The sequence below is a fragment of the Streptomyces sp. NPDC046712 genome (assembly GCF_040645695.1).
Taxonomy (GTDB): Bacteria; Actinomycetota; Actinomycetes; order Streptomycetales; family Streptomycetaceae; genus Streptomyces.
Genome location: NZ_JBEYYW010000007.1, coordinates 207,858 through 225,828 on the forward strand (window position 1 = coordinate 207,858; position 17,971 = coordinate 225,828).

Here is a 17,971-nt window from a genome sequence, read left to right on the forward strand (position 1 = left end):
GGTGAAGTAGAGGGACGCACTTGTGAGGGCGATGTTGTGACGTCGGGCGAGCGATGCAGAGCGTGGTTTGGTGGCCGCTGCCGTCTTTGGGACGGCAGTTCCGCAGGGTCTTTCAGTTCTTCGGCCGGGACAGGGCGCGCTCGGCTCAATACCCTACCGCCGACCGTGCACGAGATCGTGCAGAACCCAAACGCCTCTCGAACCTCCGCTGACCAATCGCTGCACCGAACGTCCCGTCAACGATCTGGTCGGCCCCGCTTGGGGACGATGTCTAAGGGCCGCCGGGCAGTCGAACCGTGACGATGAGACCGCCAGCGGGGCCCGGGACGAGGTCGAGGGTTCCGTCGTGGGCGCGGACGATGCTGTGCACGATGGCAAGGCCGAGGCCGACGCCGGCGTGCTCGTCGGTGCGTACTCGCTCCGTTCCGCGCTGGAAGGGTTCGGTGAGGGTCGGCAGCAGTTCCGGTAGGAGCGGATGACCCGTGTTCTCGACCCGCACCACGCTCGCGTCGCCCTGCGCTTCGGTGTGGACCGTCGCGGTGCCGCCGGCGGGGAGATTGTGGACGATGGCGTTCTGGACGAGGTTCAACACCATCCGCAGCAGGAGCTCCGCGGAGCCGCTGGTCCGTGTCGCTCCGCCGGTGACGGCGAGCGTGATCCCGCGCTGTTCGGCGAGGGGGAGCAGGGTTTCGGCGGCCTCTTCGGCGACGAGGGAGAGGTCGACGCGCTCGCGCTTGAAATTCCCGCGGTCGCTGCGGCTGAGCAGCAGGAGGGCCTCGGTGAGGTCGATGGCGCGCGTATTGACAGCCTGCAGGCGTTCGAGGATTTCGTGTTGGTCCCGCGTGGGGTCCTTGCGGGCGACGTCGAGCAGCGTCTGCGAGATGGCCAGCGGGGTGCGCAGTTCGTGGGACGCGTTCGCGGCGAACCTCTGCTGCTCGGCGACGTGCGACTCGAGTTGCTCGAGCATCGTGTCGAACGCGTCGCCGAGTTCACGGAACTCGTCCTGGCGGCCTTCCATGCGGATCCGGTGGGACAGCGATCCGGTCCCGGCCCTCCGTGCCGCGGCCGTGATCTGTGTGAGTGGTGCGAGCATCCGGCCGGCGAGGATCCATCCCCCGACGAGGCCGAACACGAGCAGGAAGACCATCGCCACGGCCGCGGCGGGGGCGAAGGTGCGCACAAGGAGGTAGCGGTTGGGCGCGATCCCGAGCAGACCCTGGGAGTTGTCGGGTACGTAGCGCAGCAGGAACACCCACACCACGGCCAGCAGGAGAGCTCCGGCGACGGCGAGGAACCCGGCGTAGCTGAGGGTGAGTTTCAGTCGGACGCTGAGCCCTGGGCGTCTAGACATGCGTACAGCCGGGGCGCGTGGTGACGGGGCCGGTGTCGATCCGGTAACCGACACCCGGCACCGTGGCGATGATCCATGGTTCGCCGAGCCGTTTGCGCAATGCTGAGACGGTGATGCGCACGGCGTTGGTGAGGGGGTCGGCGTTCTCGTCCCAGGCGCGTTCCAGCAGCTCTTCGGAGCTGACGACCCCGCCCTCGGCGGCGACAAGGACTTCCAGGACCGCGAACTGTTTGCGGGTGAGGGCGACGTAGCGTCCGTCGCGGAAGACCTCCCGGCGGAAGGGGTCGAGACGCAGGCCCGCGATCTCGCGGACCGGGGGCCGGGCGTACGCGCGCCTGCGGTCGAGCGCCCTCAGCCGCAGGACGAGCTCCCGCAGCTCGAACGGCTTGGTGAGGTAGTCGTCGGCGCCGAGCTCGAACCCGGAAGCCTTGTCGTCGATCCGATCGGCAGCGGTCAGCATGAGGATCGGGATGCCGCTGCCGGAGGCGACGATGTGCCGAGCGACCTCGTCGCCGGAAGGGCCCGGGATGTCGCGGTCGAGGACCGCGAGGTCGTAGGAGTTGACGCTGAGCAGTTCCAGGGCGGAGTCGCCGTCCCCGGCGATGTCGGCGGCGATCGCCTCCAGCCGGAGACCGTCACGGACGGCTTCGGCCAGGTAGGGCTCGTCCTCCACGATCAGTACGCGCATGTCCGAAGCCTAAGCAACACAACATATCGCCGACGTATGCAAAGACGTGTCCCAAGACGTGTGCAGTACGTATGCAAGGACGTGTGCATACCGAACACGCGACTCAGCCTGCCGGTACCGGCGCGGGGCGAGGCTGGTCCGACGGCGCTTCCGCCGCAGTGCGCCACCAGCGACGCGACGCCAGCGCGGCCAGCACGGCGCCGGCGGCGTTGACCAGTACGTCGTCCACGGAGGACACCCTGTCCAGGCGCAGGACGTACTGTGCGGCCTCGACCAGGACCGAGCAGCCCGCCCCGAGCGCCAGGATCCGCGGCACGGACGCGAGCGCCGCGAACCGTATCGGGGCGAAGAACCCCAGCGCCGCGAAGACCAGCAGGTTGCCGACGATCCCGTACGGCCCCATCGTGACCAGGTCCCGCAGCGGTACCAGACTCACCCGGGCGGGGACGGTACCGGCCCCGCCGCCCGGCATCATGGTCATCCATAGGAACGGCAGCGTCCCGTGGACCATGCCCACCTCGGCCAGCGACATCCGCCACGCCGGTGTGACGCCGGCGCCACGCCGGCGGCGCGCCAGAGTCCACACCACCAGCGCGGCCAACGGCAGCGCGGCCAACGTCATGAACACCACGCCGTTGAACGTATCGAAGCAACCGTGCCACCGCCCGGCCATGCACATCGGAGCGGACATCATGAGAGGCCGCCGCACGACGAACACGGCGCTCGCCACGCCGAGGACCGCCAGGCTGAGGAGCACGATCCTGCGCGTGCGGCAGGGCGGTGCTGACAGGGATGCGTTGTGGTTCATGCCTCCATTGGACACGGAGGGGACGTTGCGGTGGCGTATGCGCTTTTCGATACGCCCGCGATACATGGAGTCCCCGGCTTCAAGGAACTGGCGCAAGCCGACGGTGAGATGGCCCCACCGCTGGTGATCGTGTCGGCCCAGCTACTGCAGATTCTGGACGACTCGTCCGTGGACATCGCACTGCCGACCATCAAGGATGCGCTTGCCATCACGCCCGTTTACGGCATTCCTCCAGGCGTCGATGATCGTGGCGGGGATGCGGCCGCGGTCGGGGACGTCGTAGCCGTGCGCGTGTGCCCAGGTGCGGACGTCGCTGGTGTTGGCCGTCGTGCCTGTCGGCGGCTCGGGCGTTGGGCGGGTGGTCCAGTAGAGGTATTCGCCGTTGTCGGTGACCGCCATGGGAAGGAGCTGTTGCGGGTCGATGGGTACGGGGTAGGTACCCGTCTCGAGTTCCGCCTGAAGCTGTGTGCGGATGGTGGACGGCATGGGGCCGGTGAGGTTGATCCACTGGGTGGGTGCGTGGGGGTGGTAGAGGCGGAGGAAGCCGCAGAAGGCGCCTGGCCCGTAGGTGTCGGCGATCTGTTCGTAGTCGGCGGGCAGGGCCAACCCCAGGGTGTGCTCTGTCGCGGTCCAGTCGGTCGACGGGGCGGCCGGTGGTGGCGGGCAGAGCTCCGTGAGGCGGTCGATGTTGTTGGTCACGGGAGCAGTCCTGGGCGGTGGCGAACGTTGCTGGTTGTGAGCGGAGTTCGTGGGCGAAGTTGGTGAGCGAGGTTCGGGAGCGGAGTACGTGAGCGAAGTTCGTGCGCGGGGTTCGTGAACGATCCGTCGGAGAGAGTGCCGCCGTGCTGGTGGATAAGCCTCGAGCTGGATGTACTTGGGGACGGATCGAAGTGTTGGCGGGCGTTGCATTGCGTTTGTGACGATCTGCCGCGTTCGTGTGTGACGTGTGTCGCCAGTCGACTCGCGACTGACCTGCGTCGATTCGGCGGGAGGCGGGTCGTGGCACGCTAGTTGACGGGATTGGGTTGCGATCGCGGATCGAGCCAGGGTCTGCGGCCGTGGTAGGACTATTCGACTGATCGATCATCATCTGACGGGGGAACGGCTTCATGGCTGTCACGGTGCCGGACTGGGCGGACACGCTGCTGGATCTGGTGGGGGTGAACTGGCCCAACGTGGACGAGGACGCCTACCGTGAAATGGCGGACGCGCTGCGGGAGTTCGCGGACGACCTCGCCGATGACGGTCAGCTCGCCAACAACCATATGGAGCGTTTGCTGTCGTCGGGTCACGGCGAGGCGATGGACGCGCTGAACGAGCACTGGGGCAAGGTCAAGGGCAAACACCTGAAGGACATGATCTCCGCGGCCCGGACGATCGCGGGTGCGCTGGACATGGCCGCGGGCGCGATCGAGGCCATGAAGTGGAAGGCGGTCGCGGAGCTCGGGATCCTGGCCGGCCAGACGGGTCTTGCGCTGGCGCTGATTCCGGTGACCGGTGGTCTGTCCGCGCTGCTGGGTGCCGGGGCGATCGCGTTCACGAAGAAGCAGTTGCTGAAGCTGATCACGGGGGCGATGGAGGAGGCGGTCGGTCACATCGTCTCCGTGATGACCGAACCGGCCGTGGCGGCGCTGGAGAACATGGCCGCCGATCTGGTGGTCCAGGTCAGCATGGATGCCTTGGGCGTCCAGAACGGGGTGGACCTCGACCAGACCAAGCAGGCCGGCAAGGACGGTTTCAAAGACGGCGTGCAGGGTGCGAAGGAGGGCCTGAACCTCGCCTCCACCGGAGGCGGCGGCGGAGGCGGTGGTGGCGCCAAGGGCAAGGGCTTCCATATCGAGCACGACGAGCACGACAACGCCGGCACGAAGCTGAACGGCGTGAGCGTCGGTATTCACGGCAAGACCACCGGCAAGCTGACCAAGGCGAAGACGGCTCAGGGCCGTAACAAGGGCCGGGACAGCATCGCCGACGCTCTGGATCCGGCGATCGAGAAGGCCATGGGCGCGTTGGTGAAGTCCGCCAAGACCATGGGCGACCACGTCGGCGAGACCCTGCCGAAAGTCGTGAAGCAGATATCGAAGGACCACAAGAACAACGACGACGACATCCGCGACCGCCTCGCCCGCCAACGCAAGAACGACGACGGCAAAGACGGCCGTAAACCCGCGGCGAGCGACGGCCCCCGCAGCAAAGACCGCGGTGACGACTCCCGTACGCGGCCGAATTCGGTGCGCGATGCCGAGGACGATCCGCGCCGCAACAGCGTCTCGCTGGACAAGACGGTGTGCAAGAACGACCCCGTGGACGTCGCCACCGGCAAGATGCTGCTGCCGCAGACCGATCTCACCCTGCCTGGCGTCCTGCCGCTCACCCTGCGCCGTACGCACCTGTCCACGTACCGCTACGGCCATTGGTTCGGCCGGAGTTGGGCCTCCACCCTCGACGAGCGCATCGAGGCGGGGCAGGCCGGCGAGGGAGCGATATGGGTGCGAGAGGACGGCTCTCTGCTCATATACCCCCGCCTGCCACGGCCCGACGGCGAGCACGTGATGCCGCTGGAGGGTGACAGACTCCCGCTGGTGTACGGCGGCGTGGCCGGCGACGAGACCTCGTACGAAGTCCGCGATCCGCACACCGGCCTGGTGCGGACGTTCACCTCCAGCCCCTACCGAACCTCGACCGCGTACTGGCTCAGCGAGATCCAGGACCGCAACGACAACCGTGTCGCCTTCTCGCGCCGCCCCGACGGCGCGCCCACCGCCGTTTCGCACTCGGGCGGCTACGTGGTCCAGGTCACGGCCGACGACTCACGGGTCACCTCCCTGGCCGTGCGCGGGCCCGAGGGACCGGTCACGGTCGTCGGCTACGGCTATGACCCGGCCGGCGATCTCATCGGACTGACGGGCCCCGAGGGGCCGGACGGGCCTGCCTTGCGCTTCACCTACGACGGAGACGGCCGCGTCACCTCCTGGACCGACCGCAACGGCTCCACCTTCCGGTACGTGTACGACGCCGAAGGCCGCGTGTCCCGCACGCTCGGGCCCGACGGCATCCTCTCCTCGAGCTTCGCCTACGGCACGCACCCCGAGACCGGGCACCACGTCACCCGTTACACCGACTCCACCGGCGCCACGACGGTCCTGCACCTCAACGACCGGCTCCAGGTCGTCGCCGAGACCGACCCCCTCGGCCACACAACCCATCTGACCTGGGACGCATACGACTGCCCGCTCACCCGCACCGACCCGCTGGGCCACACCACCGAGCTCACCTGGGACGACGCCGGCAACCTCACCGCCGTCCGGCTGCCCGACGGCAGCACCTCCACAGCTCGCTACGACGACCGGAACCTTCCGGTGGAGGTGACCACCGTCGACGGTGCCGTATGGCGACAGACCTTCGACGACCGCGGCAACTGCACCAGCACCCTGGGGCCGGACGGGGCGCTCACCCGGTTCACCCACGACCGCACCGGAGCGGTCGCGACCGTCACCGACCCCTTGGGTGACACGACCACGATCCGGTCCGACCGCGCCGGGCTGCCCGTGGACATCACCAACCCCGACGGCGGAGTCACCCGTGTCCAACGCGACCACCGCGGCCGCCCCACCCGTGTCACCGACCCCCTCGGAGCGGCGGAGACGTTCGAATGGGACGCCGACGACCGGCTCCTGGCCCGCACAGGCGCCGACGGCAGCCGCGAGACCTGGGCCTACGACCCGGAGGGCAACTGCCTGACGTACACCGACGCCGCCGGAGGACGCTGGGCGACCGAGTACGGCCCCTTCGACAAGCCGCTCGCCCGCATCGCGCCCGACGGGGCCCGCCAACAGCTGCGCTACGACACAGAACTCCGGCTGGCGCAGGTGACCAACCCGCTCGGCCAGAACTGGCAGTACGGCTACGACGCGGCGGGACGACTCGTCGTGGAAACCGACTTCGAGGGCCGCTCCACCCACTACGCCTACGACGCGGCCAACCGCCTGACCGAGCGGACCACCGCTCTCGGCCAGACTGTCACCTACGCCTGGGACGCCATGGACCGCATGGTCGCCCGTGACGCGGACGGGAGCGTGACCCGGTACGCCTACGACCGCGCCGGCGCTCTGACCGAAGCCCGGACCGCCATCTCCACCCTGACGATGGAGCGGGACGTCATGGGCCGGCTCGTCGCCGAGACTCTCGACGGCCGCACCCTCCGCCACACCTACGACCTGGCCGGCCAGCGCACCTCGAGCACCACACCCACCGGCGTGCTCACCAGGCTGTCCTACGACGTGGCAGGCCACCGTACGTCCTTGACCATCGGCGGCCACGCCCTCGAATTCACCCATGACGGACTCGGCCGGGAGCTGACCCGCACCTGGGGGAGCCCCGGCTCCGCCACGACCCTCGCGACCGTATGGGACCAGGTCGGCAGGCCCCTCACCCAGACGCTGACCGCGCTCGGTGGAGAGAGTCCGCTGCGCACACGGGACTACGCCTACCGCCCGGACGGATACCCGGTCTCCCTCGGCGAACGACCGGCGGGCGCCGAGCGCCGGGACAAGCGGATCTCACTCGACCCGGTGGGCAGGCCGCTGACCGTGGAGGCACCCGGCTGGGCCGAGAGCTACGCCTACGACGGCGCCGGAAACCAGACCGCCGCCCACTGGCCCGACGCGGCCGGGCACGCCGATGCCCGCGGCTCACGCGTGTACGACGGCGGCCGACTCGTCTCCGCAGGCGCCGTCCGCTACGAGTACGACGCCGCGGGCCGGGTCGTCGTACGCCGCCGGTCCCGCATCTCGCGCAAGCCCGACGTCTGGCAGTACGCGTACGACGCCGAAGACCGCCTTGTCTCCTGCACCACGCCCGACGGCACCCTGTGGACGTACACCTACGACCCGCTCGGGCGGCGCAGCGCCAAGCACCGCATGGCCGCCGACGGCCGTACCGTCGTCGAGACCGTTCGGTTCACCTGGGACGGGCCGCTGCTCGTCGAACAGTACGACGAGACCACCAGAACCGTCCTCACCTGGGCGTACGAGGGCCACCGCCCACTCACGCAGTACGAGCGCAAGACGCTGAGCGACCAGGAGGTCGACGCCCGCTTCTTCGCCATCGTCACCGACCTCGTCGGCACGCCCACCGAACTCGTCACCCCTGCCGGTGAGACGGCATGGCGCAGCCGGTCCACCTGCTGGGGGACCACCGGGTGGAACACCTCCGCCACCGCGTACACCCCGCTGCGCTTCCCGGGCCAGTACGCGGACGCGGAAACCGGTCTGCACTACAACTACTTCCGCCACTACGATCCCGACACCGCCCGCTACACCAGTCCCGACCCACTCGGGCTCGCCCCGGCGCCCAACCCCACGACCTATGTCGTCAACCCGTGGGCGTGGACCGACCCCCTGGGTCTGGCGCCCAAGCGCTGCCAGATGGACGCCTACGACTGGGACGGCAGCATCCGCTACGGCCGCCTCGACCATCTGGGCCGTCCCACGGGCGTGTACGCCTGCCTGCGCCCCGACATCATCGACGCCAAGAAGGGGACGGAAGCGGGCAGGCTTCGGCCACCCGGCTGGCGCGGTGACGGCAACGCGTTCAACGAGGCTCGCGGCCATCTGCTGGCCGACAGGCTGGGCGGCGCGGGCAAGGGGAGGCTGGCCTGGCACAACCTGGTGACGCAGACCAACAACCCGACCAATTCCCCGGACCAGCGCGACCAGGTCGAACAAGTCATCTACGACCAGGTCAAGAAGCACAAGGAAGTGGTCCAGTACCACATCAAGCCGATCTACGAGGGCACCAACCCGATCCCGATCAGGTTGGAGTTCACCGCCTTCGGCAACAAGGGCTTCACCTTCAGCCACAGCCTGGAGAACCCCGCCGGCTATGTCCGAACCGGCGTATAGCATCGTCGCCGAACCGCCATGGAGGACTGCATGACCCGCACCACACCCCCGCGCCCCGTCGACGTCGAAGCCGTTTTCCCCGCCCTCTCCGCCCACCGGCGTACGGCCACGCGCCTGCATCCCCGCCAGGGCGACGCGAAGACCGAGGAGAACTCACTGGCGGGACCGCTGTTGTGGCCGGCCGACGAGCCGTGGCCGGTGTGCACCGCGGTCCACACCAAGGGCACGGGCCATCGGCTGGACGACGTGCGGCTCAAGCGGCGCATCCTCGCCGAGGCGAGAGGACGCGACTTCTCCGACGAGGAGCAGCGGATCCTCGATGCCATCCACCCGGGACAGCACGCCCCGGACCTCGGGGACGGGGATCCTCTCCCGCTGCTGGCCGTCGCCCAGCTGTACACGCGGGACATCCCCGACCTCGTCGGTCCGGAAGGCCACGACCTGCTCCAGGTGTTCTGGTGCCCCTTCGAGGTCCACGGCCCCGACCGCACCATCGACGTCGTGCTGAAGTGGCGGCGCTCGCACGAAGTCGGCGACGTCCTGACGGACCAGCCCGAGCCCCCGGTGGCGGGCCGCGAGGAATGCGTGCCCACCCCGTGCGTCCTGCACCCCGAACAGGTCATCGAGCACGAGTACCTGGGCCTGCTGAGCGAAGAACTCCAGGACGACATCGCCGACTGGGAGGAGGGCCTGCTGGACGAGGAGGAGGAGGACGACGAGGACGCTTACGACTCCTCCGCGCCGCAGAGCTACGACACCTATGAGGAGTACGAGGCCGCGATGGCCCAGGCGCGGACGGAGGAGGAGTACGAGGTCGACTACATGGGTGACCTGTCCATCGCCCCGGGATGGAAGGTGGGCGGCTTCGCATCCTGGCACCTCACCGATCCCGCGCCGGTCGACTGTGCGGTCTGCGGCACGCCGATGCCTCCCCTGCTCACCGTCGACAAGTGGGAGTGCGACGGCGGGTCGAGAAGCTGGCTTCCGCTCGAGGACCGCGACTCGGCCGACGACCCGGACGTGATCGACCCGGTCGGCGTCTACCTCGGCCGCGGCCTGATGCGCATCCACACCTGCCCCGTCGACCCGACACACCCGCACCGGCTCAGCTTTCAGTAGGCGCCGCGACAGGAGCCACCCCTGGCCTTCCTCACGGCGTCATGGCCCCACCGTGGTACCCATGGCACGTGAAAGCCCCGGGGGCGGCTCGTACCCAGGCCGGGCTCGTCGCCTCCCGACTCGTGTTCTCGGTGGCGGCTGGAACCCTGGTTTCACCGGCCAAGCCTCGGCGGCGCGCCGGCCGTGCTCGCCGGCGCCCGGACGCCCTTCGAGGCCCGAACCCGACCCCGCACGGCGTCCACGCCGCCGCGCAGGGCCGGTCCGCCAAGAGGCGGTATCGATTGGCTTGTTCGGCCCGCCCTCACGCGGAGGCAACGACCTCGCCGGCTGTGACCTGGGGAGGGTTGGGGAGGAGGGAAGCGAGGTTGTCGCGTACGAACTGCGCCGCCCGCTCGATCGACTCCTCGGCCCCGGCCTGGTCCTGGAAGACGCTCGTCGAGACCATCACTCCGTCCCCGGCATCGACCCAGTAGTAGGCCACGAAGCCGGAGACCTGGCGCAAGAGCGGCACGAACCCCTCGCTCACGAGGCGTCCCGCCTCAGCCGGATCGGTCACCCCTTCGTACCTCCGGACTGCTGCGTACATCGCCAAGCTCCTCAAGTGGGGGGGCAGGATCGGTCCTCTGCTGAGACGTCGTACCCCTGAGGCAGCTGTCTGGCTCAGGAGGCATCCGGCAATCACCTGAAGGGCCGCCGATGACGATCCGAACGGCGTCTTCCCCGCCCGGGCAGGTGAACGGCTCCTAGCCCTTGGACGCGGAGTCAGGTGCTCAGCCTGCGGAGGTGCGCCGACCCCGTGTGGTGGCTCCTTGCCTGCTGAACTGCGGGACCTGGCTGCTCGCCGGGCGTGGGCCGCGAGGCTGCGGATAGGTCGGACGGCGAGCAAGGGTGGGCATGGGTCTGGCCGACGTCCCGTCAGCGCTGGATGCAGAGGGGCAGGAACGTTGCCGAGTTCCGGGGGCGCCAGAAGCCCGTGGCGTGGGGGCTATGGAGAGCTGGGCTGAGCCTTCGGTGCCGTTTCCAGATTGTGGGTGATGCGTTCGAGGACGGTCACGGCGTTCCGGTACTCCTCGTGGCTGATGCCGGTTGTCGACAGGTCACGGAAGGCGGCGACGCGTTCGGCGACCTCGGTGAGGCGGGCGCGGCCGTCGTCGGTCAGGGTGAGGCGGGTCGGGGAAGGGCGGGTTGCCCAGCCGTCGGTGAGGAGGGTGTCGATGGCGGCGGTCACGTGGGCGTCGTCGGCATGGGCGGCCAGGGTGGTGAGGATGTCGGTGTCGGTGGCCTGGGGGGAGTCCTTGACGGCGTTGAGGACCTGCCATGCGAGGCGGGTGAGGCCGTATGCGTCGAGCATGGCGTTCATGGAGGCGGTGAGGGCCTCGTCGGTGCGGTTGAGCCAGTAGCCGATGGGTTTCATGGGTGTACTCCTTGGGAGGGTCAGTGGTGCTGCGGCTGGGGCCTGCGAGGCAGCAGCCGTATGAGGGCGCAGCACAGGAGGGTGGCGCCGGTGACGACGGCGAGGCTGTGGGTGGCGGCGGGAGTGCTGCCGCCGGGGGTGTGGAAGTAGACGGTGGTGATGGCTGCGGCGCCGATGCTGTTGGCGAGTTGGGTGACGGCGGACAGCGAGCCGCTTGCGCTGCCGGACTGCTTCGGGTCGATGTCGCCGAGGGTGACTTCGTAGAGGGAGCCGAAGCAGGTGCCCAGGCCGAGGCCGGTTGCGAGGAGGGGGGCGGCCAGGGTCCACAGCGTCGGGGTGGTGGTGTGGATCAGGACGAGCAGCGACAGGGTGCCGGCCAGGGTGAGCAGCAGGCCGATGAGGATGAGCGTGCGGCCCAGACGGGCCCTCAGGCGGTGCGCGGCGATCGAGGCCACGATGATGCCGGCGGCGATCGGCGCGAGGCCGAGCGAGGCCCCGGTCGGGGTGTGGCGCAGCCCGTCCTGGAAGAAGAGGGAAATGACCAGGAGCAGGCCGGCGACGGCGGCGTAGAAGACGAGGCCGAGGATCAGGCCGGAGGTGAAGCCGCGGTTGTTCAGCAGCGACGGCTCGATGAGCGGGCGGGTGGCGTTGCGCTGGCGCCGGCAGAACAGCGCGCAGAGGGCGGCTCCTGCTGTGAGGGAGAGGAGGGGGAGAAGTGTCCATCCGTGGCTGGAGCCGTCGATCAGGCCGTGGAGCAGAGCGAGCATGGTGGCGGCCAGCAGTGCCGCGCCCGGACCGTCGATGGTGACCGACCGGTCGCCGGTGTCGCGGGGCAGGAGCCGGACGGCGAGGGCGATCGCCAGGCCGCCGAGCACGATGTTGATCAGGAACATGGAGCGCCAGCCGAAGCTGTCGATGAGGACTCCGGCGAGGACCGGGCCGCTGATCGCCGCCAGGCCGAGGCATGGGGCGAAGACCCCGAAGGCCTTGCCGATCTCCTTCGGGGGGAAGACGGCGCTGAGGATGCCGAAGCCCTGCGGGATCACCAGGGCACCGAAGGCTCCCTGGAGCAGGCGGAAGCCGATGAGGGAGGGGGGATCGAAAGCCAGTCCGCAGGCGAGGGAGGCGAGGGTGAAGCCGGTGAGGCCGGTGAGGAACAGGCGACGGCGGCCGAACTTGTCGCCGAGTCTGCCGCCGACCACGAGCAGGACGCCCATGGCCAGGGCGTAGCCGGCGCCGAGCCACTGGACGAAGGCGTCCTGGCCGTTCAGGTCGGCGGCGATGGTCGGGGCGGCGATGTTGGTGATGGTCGCGTCGAGGAGGTCGAGGACGGCAGCGAACAGGACGACGGCGAGGACGGCCCACCGGCGGCGTTCGGTGGTGGGTAAGGCGGTGGGGGTCTGGGCGAGGGTGGTGGACATGGGGGATTCCTTGGGGGAGTGGGGGCGCCCGGTCAGTGCCGGGTGAAGGCGGCGGCGTTCTGCTGGGCCCACTGCCGGTAGGTGCGGGCGGGCCGGCCGAGGAGGGTTTGGGTGGTGTCGGCGATGGCCGCGGGGGCGTGGTTCGCGGCTTCCCACAGGTTGAGCAGTGAGGAGACCATCGGCGCAGGCATGTGACGGCCCATCTGCTGCTCGGCTTCGGCGCGGGTGATGTGCTCGACGGGGATCTCGCGGCCCAGGGCGTCGGCGAGGATGGCGAGCTGCTCGCGGAAGGTGAGTGACTCGGCGCCGGTCAGGGTGACCGAGCGGCCGGTGAGCAGGTCGCCGGTCAGGGCTTCGACGGCGATGTCGGCGATGTCCTCGGGGTGGATGGGCGCGATGTGCGCGTCCGGGTAGGCGAGCTGGACCGGCTCGGAGTTGCCGATGAACCAGGCCCAGCCCAGGGAGTTGCTGGCGAAGGCGTCGGGGCGCAGGAATGTGGAGGTGAGGTTCGACGCGGCGAGGGCGCGCTCGACCTTGAGGCTGTGGCCGGCGAGCGGGTCCTTCTCGGCGTCGGGGCCGAGGACGGAGGCGGAGGACAGCAGGACGACGTGCTCGACGCCCGCGCTCTCGGCAGCCTTGATCAGATCGTGGATGCCGGCGGGCTCGGGGTAGAGGAAGACCTGGCGGACGTCGCGGAGCGCGGGGGCGAAGGTCTCCGGTCGGTCGAGGCCGAGCTCGGCGGTCTCGACACCGGCCGGGACGGTGAGTTGGGCGGGCCGGGCGCTGGCGGCGCGGACGGTGAGACCGGCGGAGTGCAGGCGGCTGAGGATCGCGTGGCCGACTTTGCCGCGGGCGCCGGTGATGAGGATGGTCATGAGAAGCCTCCGTCGTTCAGTGAGCGATTACATATGCATGCTTGCATGCACACGTTTTCGTGTCAACACATGTCTGCGCTGGGTCACCTATGTACGATGGGGGCATGACGAAGCGCGAGCCGAACACCGCCGACGAGCTGCTGGACGCCGTGGGCCCGGCGTTCGGAAAGCTGCGGCGCTCCTCACTGCTGGAGGTCGAGAACCCGATCTCCCAGAAGGACCTCAGTCGCACCCTGGTCCTCAACATCGTCCTGGAGGCCGAGCAACAGGCCGAGGGGGAGGGCGGACGGGAGGCCGGACGGGACGGTGCTCGTGAGATCACCGTCGGCGCCGTCGGTGAGCACCTGGGCGTCGACCCGTCGGTGGCCAGCCGAATGGTCTCCGACTGCATCTCGGCCGGCTACCTGATCCGTGCCGCTTCTCAGCAGGACGGCCGCCGTACGATCCTTCACCTCAGCCCCGAGGGCAAGGACTTGATGAACCGCTTCCGCCGGCACCAGCGCTCGGCGTTCGAGTACGTCACCGCCGACTGGTCGGAGCGTGAACGCCTGGACTTCGCCCGCCTCATGCTGAAGTACGTCGCATCCCAGGACGCCGTCCGCCACTCCCGCTGAGCCCGTTCCCGTTCCCGTACCTGTACGGGACGGCATGCCTGCGCGGCCCCGGGCGGCCGTCGCGGGTCGGAAGCGCTCCCGACCGACCCGTACGCCGCCATTAGCGCCTGGGCGCTTGCCGGCGGCCAGTGTGGTCACGAGAGCGCTGGTCGGGCTCACGCTCAGATGCAGCCGCGCCGCGGTCTCGCCGTTCGACAGACCCGGGGCGGGCGACCGAAACGGTCGGCGGCACGATGCGCGGCGCAGGGCTGGCCGGCGGTGCACCGTTCGAAGAACGACAGGGAAGCGGCGGAGGCGGTTGCCTGCGCTGGTGTGGGTCCGCGACATCCGTTCGTACGAGCGGTACTGACGTGGTGTGGGCTGTACGGCTCAATGTCGAACGGAACGTCTTGACGGGCCGTCACCGTCACGGGACGGAGTGTGGTGGCGGATGGTTGACTGGCGGCATGCCTTTCGAACGTTACGGAGTGCTGTCGGGGACCCTGTACCGGCACTACCGCGACCAGCCGGACAGCCAGGGTCGGTGGTTCCACATCAACCTGGAGGTGGACGCGCCCGGCGGCCGCTACCACTGTGCCGTCGACGTCGACAGCCACAAGTCCAACGTGGGGGTGCAGTGGAAGGCGTTCACCCTGGACGCCAGTGCTCTCGGACCGGCCTCCGCCCTCGCTCCGGGCTATCACGACCTCGCGTCCACGCCGGACTCCGGAGCCGTGGACTATCTGCGCCATCCGGCGCTGGTGGACCACACCGGCATCCTCTTCCAGCGCCGCCCGCCGTCCTGGCTGCAGGACCTCCTCGATCTGTTCGGTTCGCGGCCGTGGCACGCGGGCTCCAACATCGACGCCGCGACCGCGCTGGAGCCGATTTTGGTGGAGGGCCGGCGCATCCTGGTGTTCGGCGAACCGTTCGACGAGGATCCCGAGGGGGACCTCGGCATGCACAACATCCATCAGAATCAGGGCGACCCGGCCGGTTCCCCGTGGTGGGCGGAGAACGGGATCTGGCAGGACGGCGCGACGGTCACCGAGCGTTCCGACGGCCGGTACGACGTGTTCCTGAACAAGTTCTCCAGCCAGGCGGGGCAGACCGACGCTGCCGGCCACCCTGTCGGATGACCACCTGACGGCGCCGGTGGTTTCAGTACGCACGCTCGTATGACCTGCCCACCGACGACCACGCGGGCGGGCCGAGTTCACTAGGACTTCGAGCTGCTCGTCATGCCCGGAGCCGAGCACATGCTGATCGACTACCTGGCCCACGTCCGACGGCGCTGGTGGGACTTCCTGGTACGCGAGCTGATGGGCATACAGCCACCCGCCTACGGCCCCACCTCCACCCTCGTCGACCCCGAGCTGCTCGCCGAGCTGTTCGCCTGAGCACGACACCACAGTTGACCCGTGGGATGACGCTTCAGAAGAGAACAAAGCCACTGCATATCCGTACGCAAAATGTACGGTCTATGTGCGCGATCCGTACGGTTCATTGGGTAGTGTGTGGGGCAGGAGGTGCTCCATGTCCGAGTTGTTCGACGCGGTCGACGCGCTGGTCGCGTCCCGTTCCCCGCTGCCGCCGCCGGAGGAACGCAAACGGCTGCGCCAGGCACACGGTCTGACACTGGACGAGGTGGGCGCGGCTCTGAAGGTCCGCCGCGCCACGGTGAGCGGCTGGGAATCCGGCAAGACGGAACCGAGGCCACCGGAGCGCGACGCGTACGCACGCCTGCTGGCAAAGCTCACGGAGCTCTACCCCGCCCCCACCAACACCCCCCTGCCCGTGCAGGACACGGCGGTGCCCGAAAGGTTCACCAGCGAGCCCGCCCCGGCTCCGAAGGTCCCACACACCCGAACTCTGCCGACGGGCCCAGCGGCCGAAGCCGCATCCGCCACCACGGACCCCGACACCCGGCCTCCTACCAACACCGCCGTCACCCTCGCCGCGCCGGCCACCGCGTCACGCCCCGCGCCCACCACCAGGCCGACGTCGCGCCGCCCCGCGGCGAAGAAAGCAGCCCCGGCTCACACCCCGGAGGCCGGCGTCGACCCGCGCTTCGTCAACGGCCCCCTCGCGGTCCTCGACGTCACCGACGACGGCCAGGTCCTCGCGTACGGTGTCGGCGGTCTCGTCCTTGACGTGCCGGCGAAGTCGATCCCGTCCCTGGTCGAATGGACCCTCAAGGAGGCGAAGCTCGGGGCGCCGAAGCTTTCCGGGCCGGGCAAGGACGCCGATCCGTTGCTCGTACTGACCGAGGCCGCGCTGGAGCGCTACGGCCTGCCCGTCACGCTCACCGACCAGGAGCGCCTCGCGGGGCGACTGCCCGAGAACCACAAGGTCATCAAGCAACTGGCCCGCGCGGAATGGCAGCTGACCAAGCGCGGCCTCGGGCCGTGGGCGCGGATCTACCGTCCAGCCCAGGGCTCGGAACGTGCCTGCGTGCAGCTGTGCATTCCGTCGTGGGACGCGCTCGACACCCGCCACTGGGGCGACGCCGGCCGGCTTCCGCCGGCGGAACTCGCCCGGCTCCTGGGCACCTACGCGGTGCGGGTGATGACGCCGCGTGGGTCGACCGCCGTAACCGGTCTGGAGCTGATGACCGCCCTCCACCCGCCGACCCGAGCTTCCGAACCGGATGCGGCCGGCAAGCGGCACTCCGAGCACAATCCCGGAAGCCTGGGGAAGGACCCGGTCGACTGCGCGCCGTGCGAGGCGCCGGACGGGCACCCGCTGCTCAAGGGCCTGCCGCGCTTCCACCGCCGCACCCCGGCGGAGGTCCTGGTGGAGGAGGCGTACGACTGGGCACGGCCGCTCACCGACGACGAATGCACCAAGCGGCACCTGGTGGGCATCGACGTCAACATGGCCTTCGCCGCCGGTGCCAACGGCCTCACGGTCGGTCTCGGCGCGCCCACCCACGTCAAGCAGCCGGTGTTCGACCCGAAACTGCCCGGCTCCTGGCTGGTCGACCTCTCTCATGTCGACCTGTCGCGGGTGAAGTCGGGCAAGGAGTGGGTGGAGCTGGACGGCGAGCTGCTGCCGAGCCCGTTCACACGGACGGGCGACCGCCCTGAGGGTCCGGCCTGGTACGCGACGCCGACGGTGGCGTACGCGGTGGAGCTCGGCTATGACGTCGTGCCGATCGAGGCATACGTCCGGTACGACAACGGCCGCTACCTGGACGGCTGGTACAACCGGCTGCGCGACGCCTACCTTGCCACGATGGCCGACCTCGGCGTGGGCACCGACCTGCCGCCGGAGGAGTTCCTCGTGGCGATGGACGGCTACCGGCAGCGCGACCCGGAGCTGGCGATCGTGGTGTCCGCGATCAAGGCGACGGTAAAGGGCGGCATCGGCAAGCTGCGCGAGCGGCCGCGCGGCGAAGGCTGGAAGCCCGGCGAGCCGTGGCGGGCCCTCGCCCGGCCGACGTGGCGCCCGGACATCCGCGCCGCCGTCATCTCCCGCACCCGCATCAACATGCACCGCAAGATCGTCAAGCACGCTGCGTTCACGGGGCAGTACCCGGTCGCGGTCCTCTCGGACTGCGCCGTCTACGTCGTCGACGGCGAGAGCCCGCTGGACTTCCTGCCCTACCGGGAGGGCAAGCCACTGCCGGGAGGTTTCAAGCTCGGTGTGAACCCCGGGCTGGTGAAGCACGAGGGCACCCAGAGCGTCCTGTGGGGCGAGGGCGTCCGCGATCAGTTCAACGCTCCGGAGCTCAACCTCGCCCGGTACATCAAGGACGGTACCGTCACCGACGTCGACAGCGGGGAGTAGGTAGACG

14 protein-coding genes are annotated in these 17,971 nt (G+C 69.5%); 6 read left to right on the top strand and 8 right to left on the bottom strand.

What is annotated here, in order from left to right; genetic code table 11:
* Positions 1-271 precede the first annotated feature (271 nt).
* The 4 genes from ABZ939_RS12445 to ABZ939_RS12460 all read right to left on the bottom strand — a co-directional run bounded on the left by ABZ939_RS12445 (position 272) and on the right by ABZ939_RS12460 (position 3,546).
* Positions 272-1,351 (bottom strand): HAMP domain-containing sensor histidine kinase, encoded by a 1,080-nt coding sequence (locus ABZ939_RS12445; RefSeq protein WP_361852436.1) that lies wholly within the window; start codon positions 1,349-1,351, stop codon positions 272-274.
* The gene (locus ABZ939_RS12450) at positions 1,344-2,039 is read right to left on the bottom strand and encodes a response regulator transcription factor (RefSeq protein WP_361852439.1); all 696 of its coding nucleotides are present in this window, start codon (positions 2,037-2,039) and stop codon (positions 1,344-1,346) included. The genes ABZ939_RS12445 and ABZ939_RS12450 overlap by 8 nt, the downstream gene beginning before the upstream one ends.
* A 103-nt stretch (positions 2,040-2,142) precedes the next feature.
* Positions 2,143-2,847 carry a VanZ family protein gene (locus ABZ939_RS12455; RefSeq protein ID WP_361852441.1) on the bottom strand — a complete coding sequence of 235 codons (705 nt, stop codon included), beginning with the start codon at positions 2,845-2,847 and terminating at the stop codon, positions 2,143-2,145.
* Between the two features lie 141 nt (positions 2,848-2,988).
* Positions 2,989-3,546: a histone-like nucleoid-structuring protein Lsr2 gene (locus ABZ939_RS12460; protein ID WP_361852444.1), complete on the bottom strand. Its 558-nt coding sequence runs from the start codon at positions 3,544-3,546 to the stop codon at positions 2,989-2,991.
* Between the two features lie 410 nt (positions 3,547-3,956).
* Here ABZ939_RS12460 and ABZ939_RS12465 point away from each other — a divergent pair, with 410 nt between their 5' ends.
* Positions 3,957-8,750 carry a DUF6531 domain-containing protein gene (locus ABZ939_RS12465; RefSeq protein WP_361852447.1) on the top strand — a complete coding sequence of 1,598 codons (4,794 nt, stop codon included), beginning with the start codon at positions 3,957-3,959 and terminating at the stop codon, positions 8,748-8,750.
* Positions 8,751-8,780: 30 nt separating this feature from the next.
* On the top strand, positions 8,781-9,869 hold the full coding sequence (locus ABZ939_RS12470; protein ID WP_361852450.1) for a hypothetical protein: 1,089 nt from the start codon (positions 8,781-8,783) through the stop codon (positions 9,867-9,869).
* 301 nt (positions 9,870-10,170) lie between these two features.
* Here ABZ939_RS12470 and ABZ939_RS12475 read toward each other — a convergent pair whose 3' ends face one another.
* The 4 genes from ABZ939_RS12475 to ABZ939_RS12490 form a co-directional block, all read right to left on the bottom strand.
* Positions 10,171-10,455 (bottom strand): hypothetical protein, encoded by a 285-nt coding sequence (locus tag ABZ939_RS12475; RefSeq protein WP_361852452.1) that lies wholly within the window; start codon positions 10,453-10,455, stop codon positions 10,171-10,173.
* A gap of 399 nt (positions 10,456-10,854) precedes the next feature.
* On the bottom strand, positions 10,855-11,283 hold the full coding sequence (locus ABZ939_RS12480; RefSeq protein ID WP_361852455.1) for a MarR family transcriptional regulator: 429 nt from the start codon (positions 11,281-11,283) through the stop codon (positions 10,855-10,857).
* A gap of 20 nt (positions 11,284-11,303) precedes the next feature.
* A complete protein-coding gene (locus tag ABZ939_RS12485; protein WP_361852458.1) occupies positions 11,304-12,704 on the bottom strand; it encodes an MFS transporter in 1,401 nt (466 codons plus the stop codon).
* Positions 12,705-12,736: 32 nt separating this feature from the next.
* The gene (locus ABZ939_RS12490) at positions 12,737-13,579 is read right to left on the bottom strand and encodes an NAD(P)H-binding protein (protein WP_361852461.1); all 843 of its coding nucleotides are present in this window, start codon (positions 13,577-13,579) and stop codon (positions 12,737-12,739) included.
* 104 nt (positions 13,580-13,683) lie between these two features.
* On the opposite strand from ABZ939_RS12490, the gene ABZ939_RS12495 reads away from it, so the two are divergent.
* From ABZ939_RS12495 to ABZ939_RS12510, 4 genes are all read left to right on the top strand, one after another.
* Positions 13,684-14,193: a MarR family winged helix-turn-helix transcriptional regulator gene (locus ABZ939_RS12495; protein ID WP_361852463.1), complete on the top strand. Its 510-nt coding sequence runs from the start codon at positions 13,684-13,686 to the stop codon at positions 14,191-14,193.
* Positions 14,194-14,639: 446 nt separating this feature from the next.
* Complete coding sequence (locus ABZ939_RS12500; RefSeq protein ID WP_361852466.1) at positions 14,640-15,311, top strand: DUF2278 family protein; 672 nt, start codon at positions 14,640-14,642, stop codon at positions 15,309-15,311.
* A gap of 102 nt (positions 15,312-15,413) precedes the next feature.
* Entirely contained in the window at positions 15,414-15,572 is a 159-nt protein-coding gene (locus ABZ939_RS12505) for a hypothetical protein (protein WP_361852469.1), read from the top strand.
* 136 nt (positions 15,573-15,708) lie between these two features.
* Positions 15,709-17,964 (top strand): helix-turn-helix domain-containing protein, encoded by a 2,256-nt coding sequence (locus tag ABZ939_RS12510; protein ID WP_361852472.1) that lies wholly within the window; start codon positions 15,709-15,711, stop codon positions 17,962-17,964.
* The last annotated feature ends 7 nt before the right edge of the window (positions 17,965-17,971 follow it).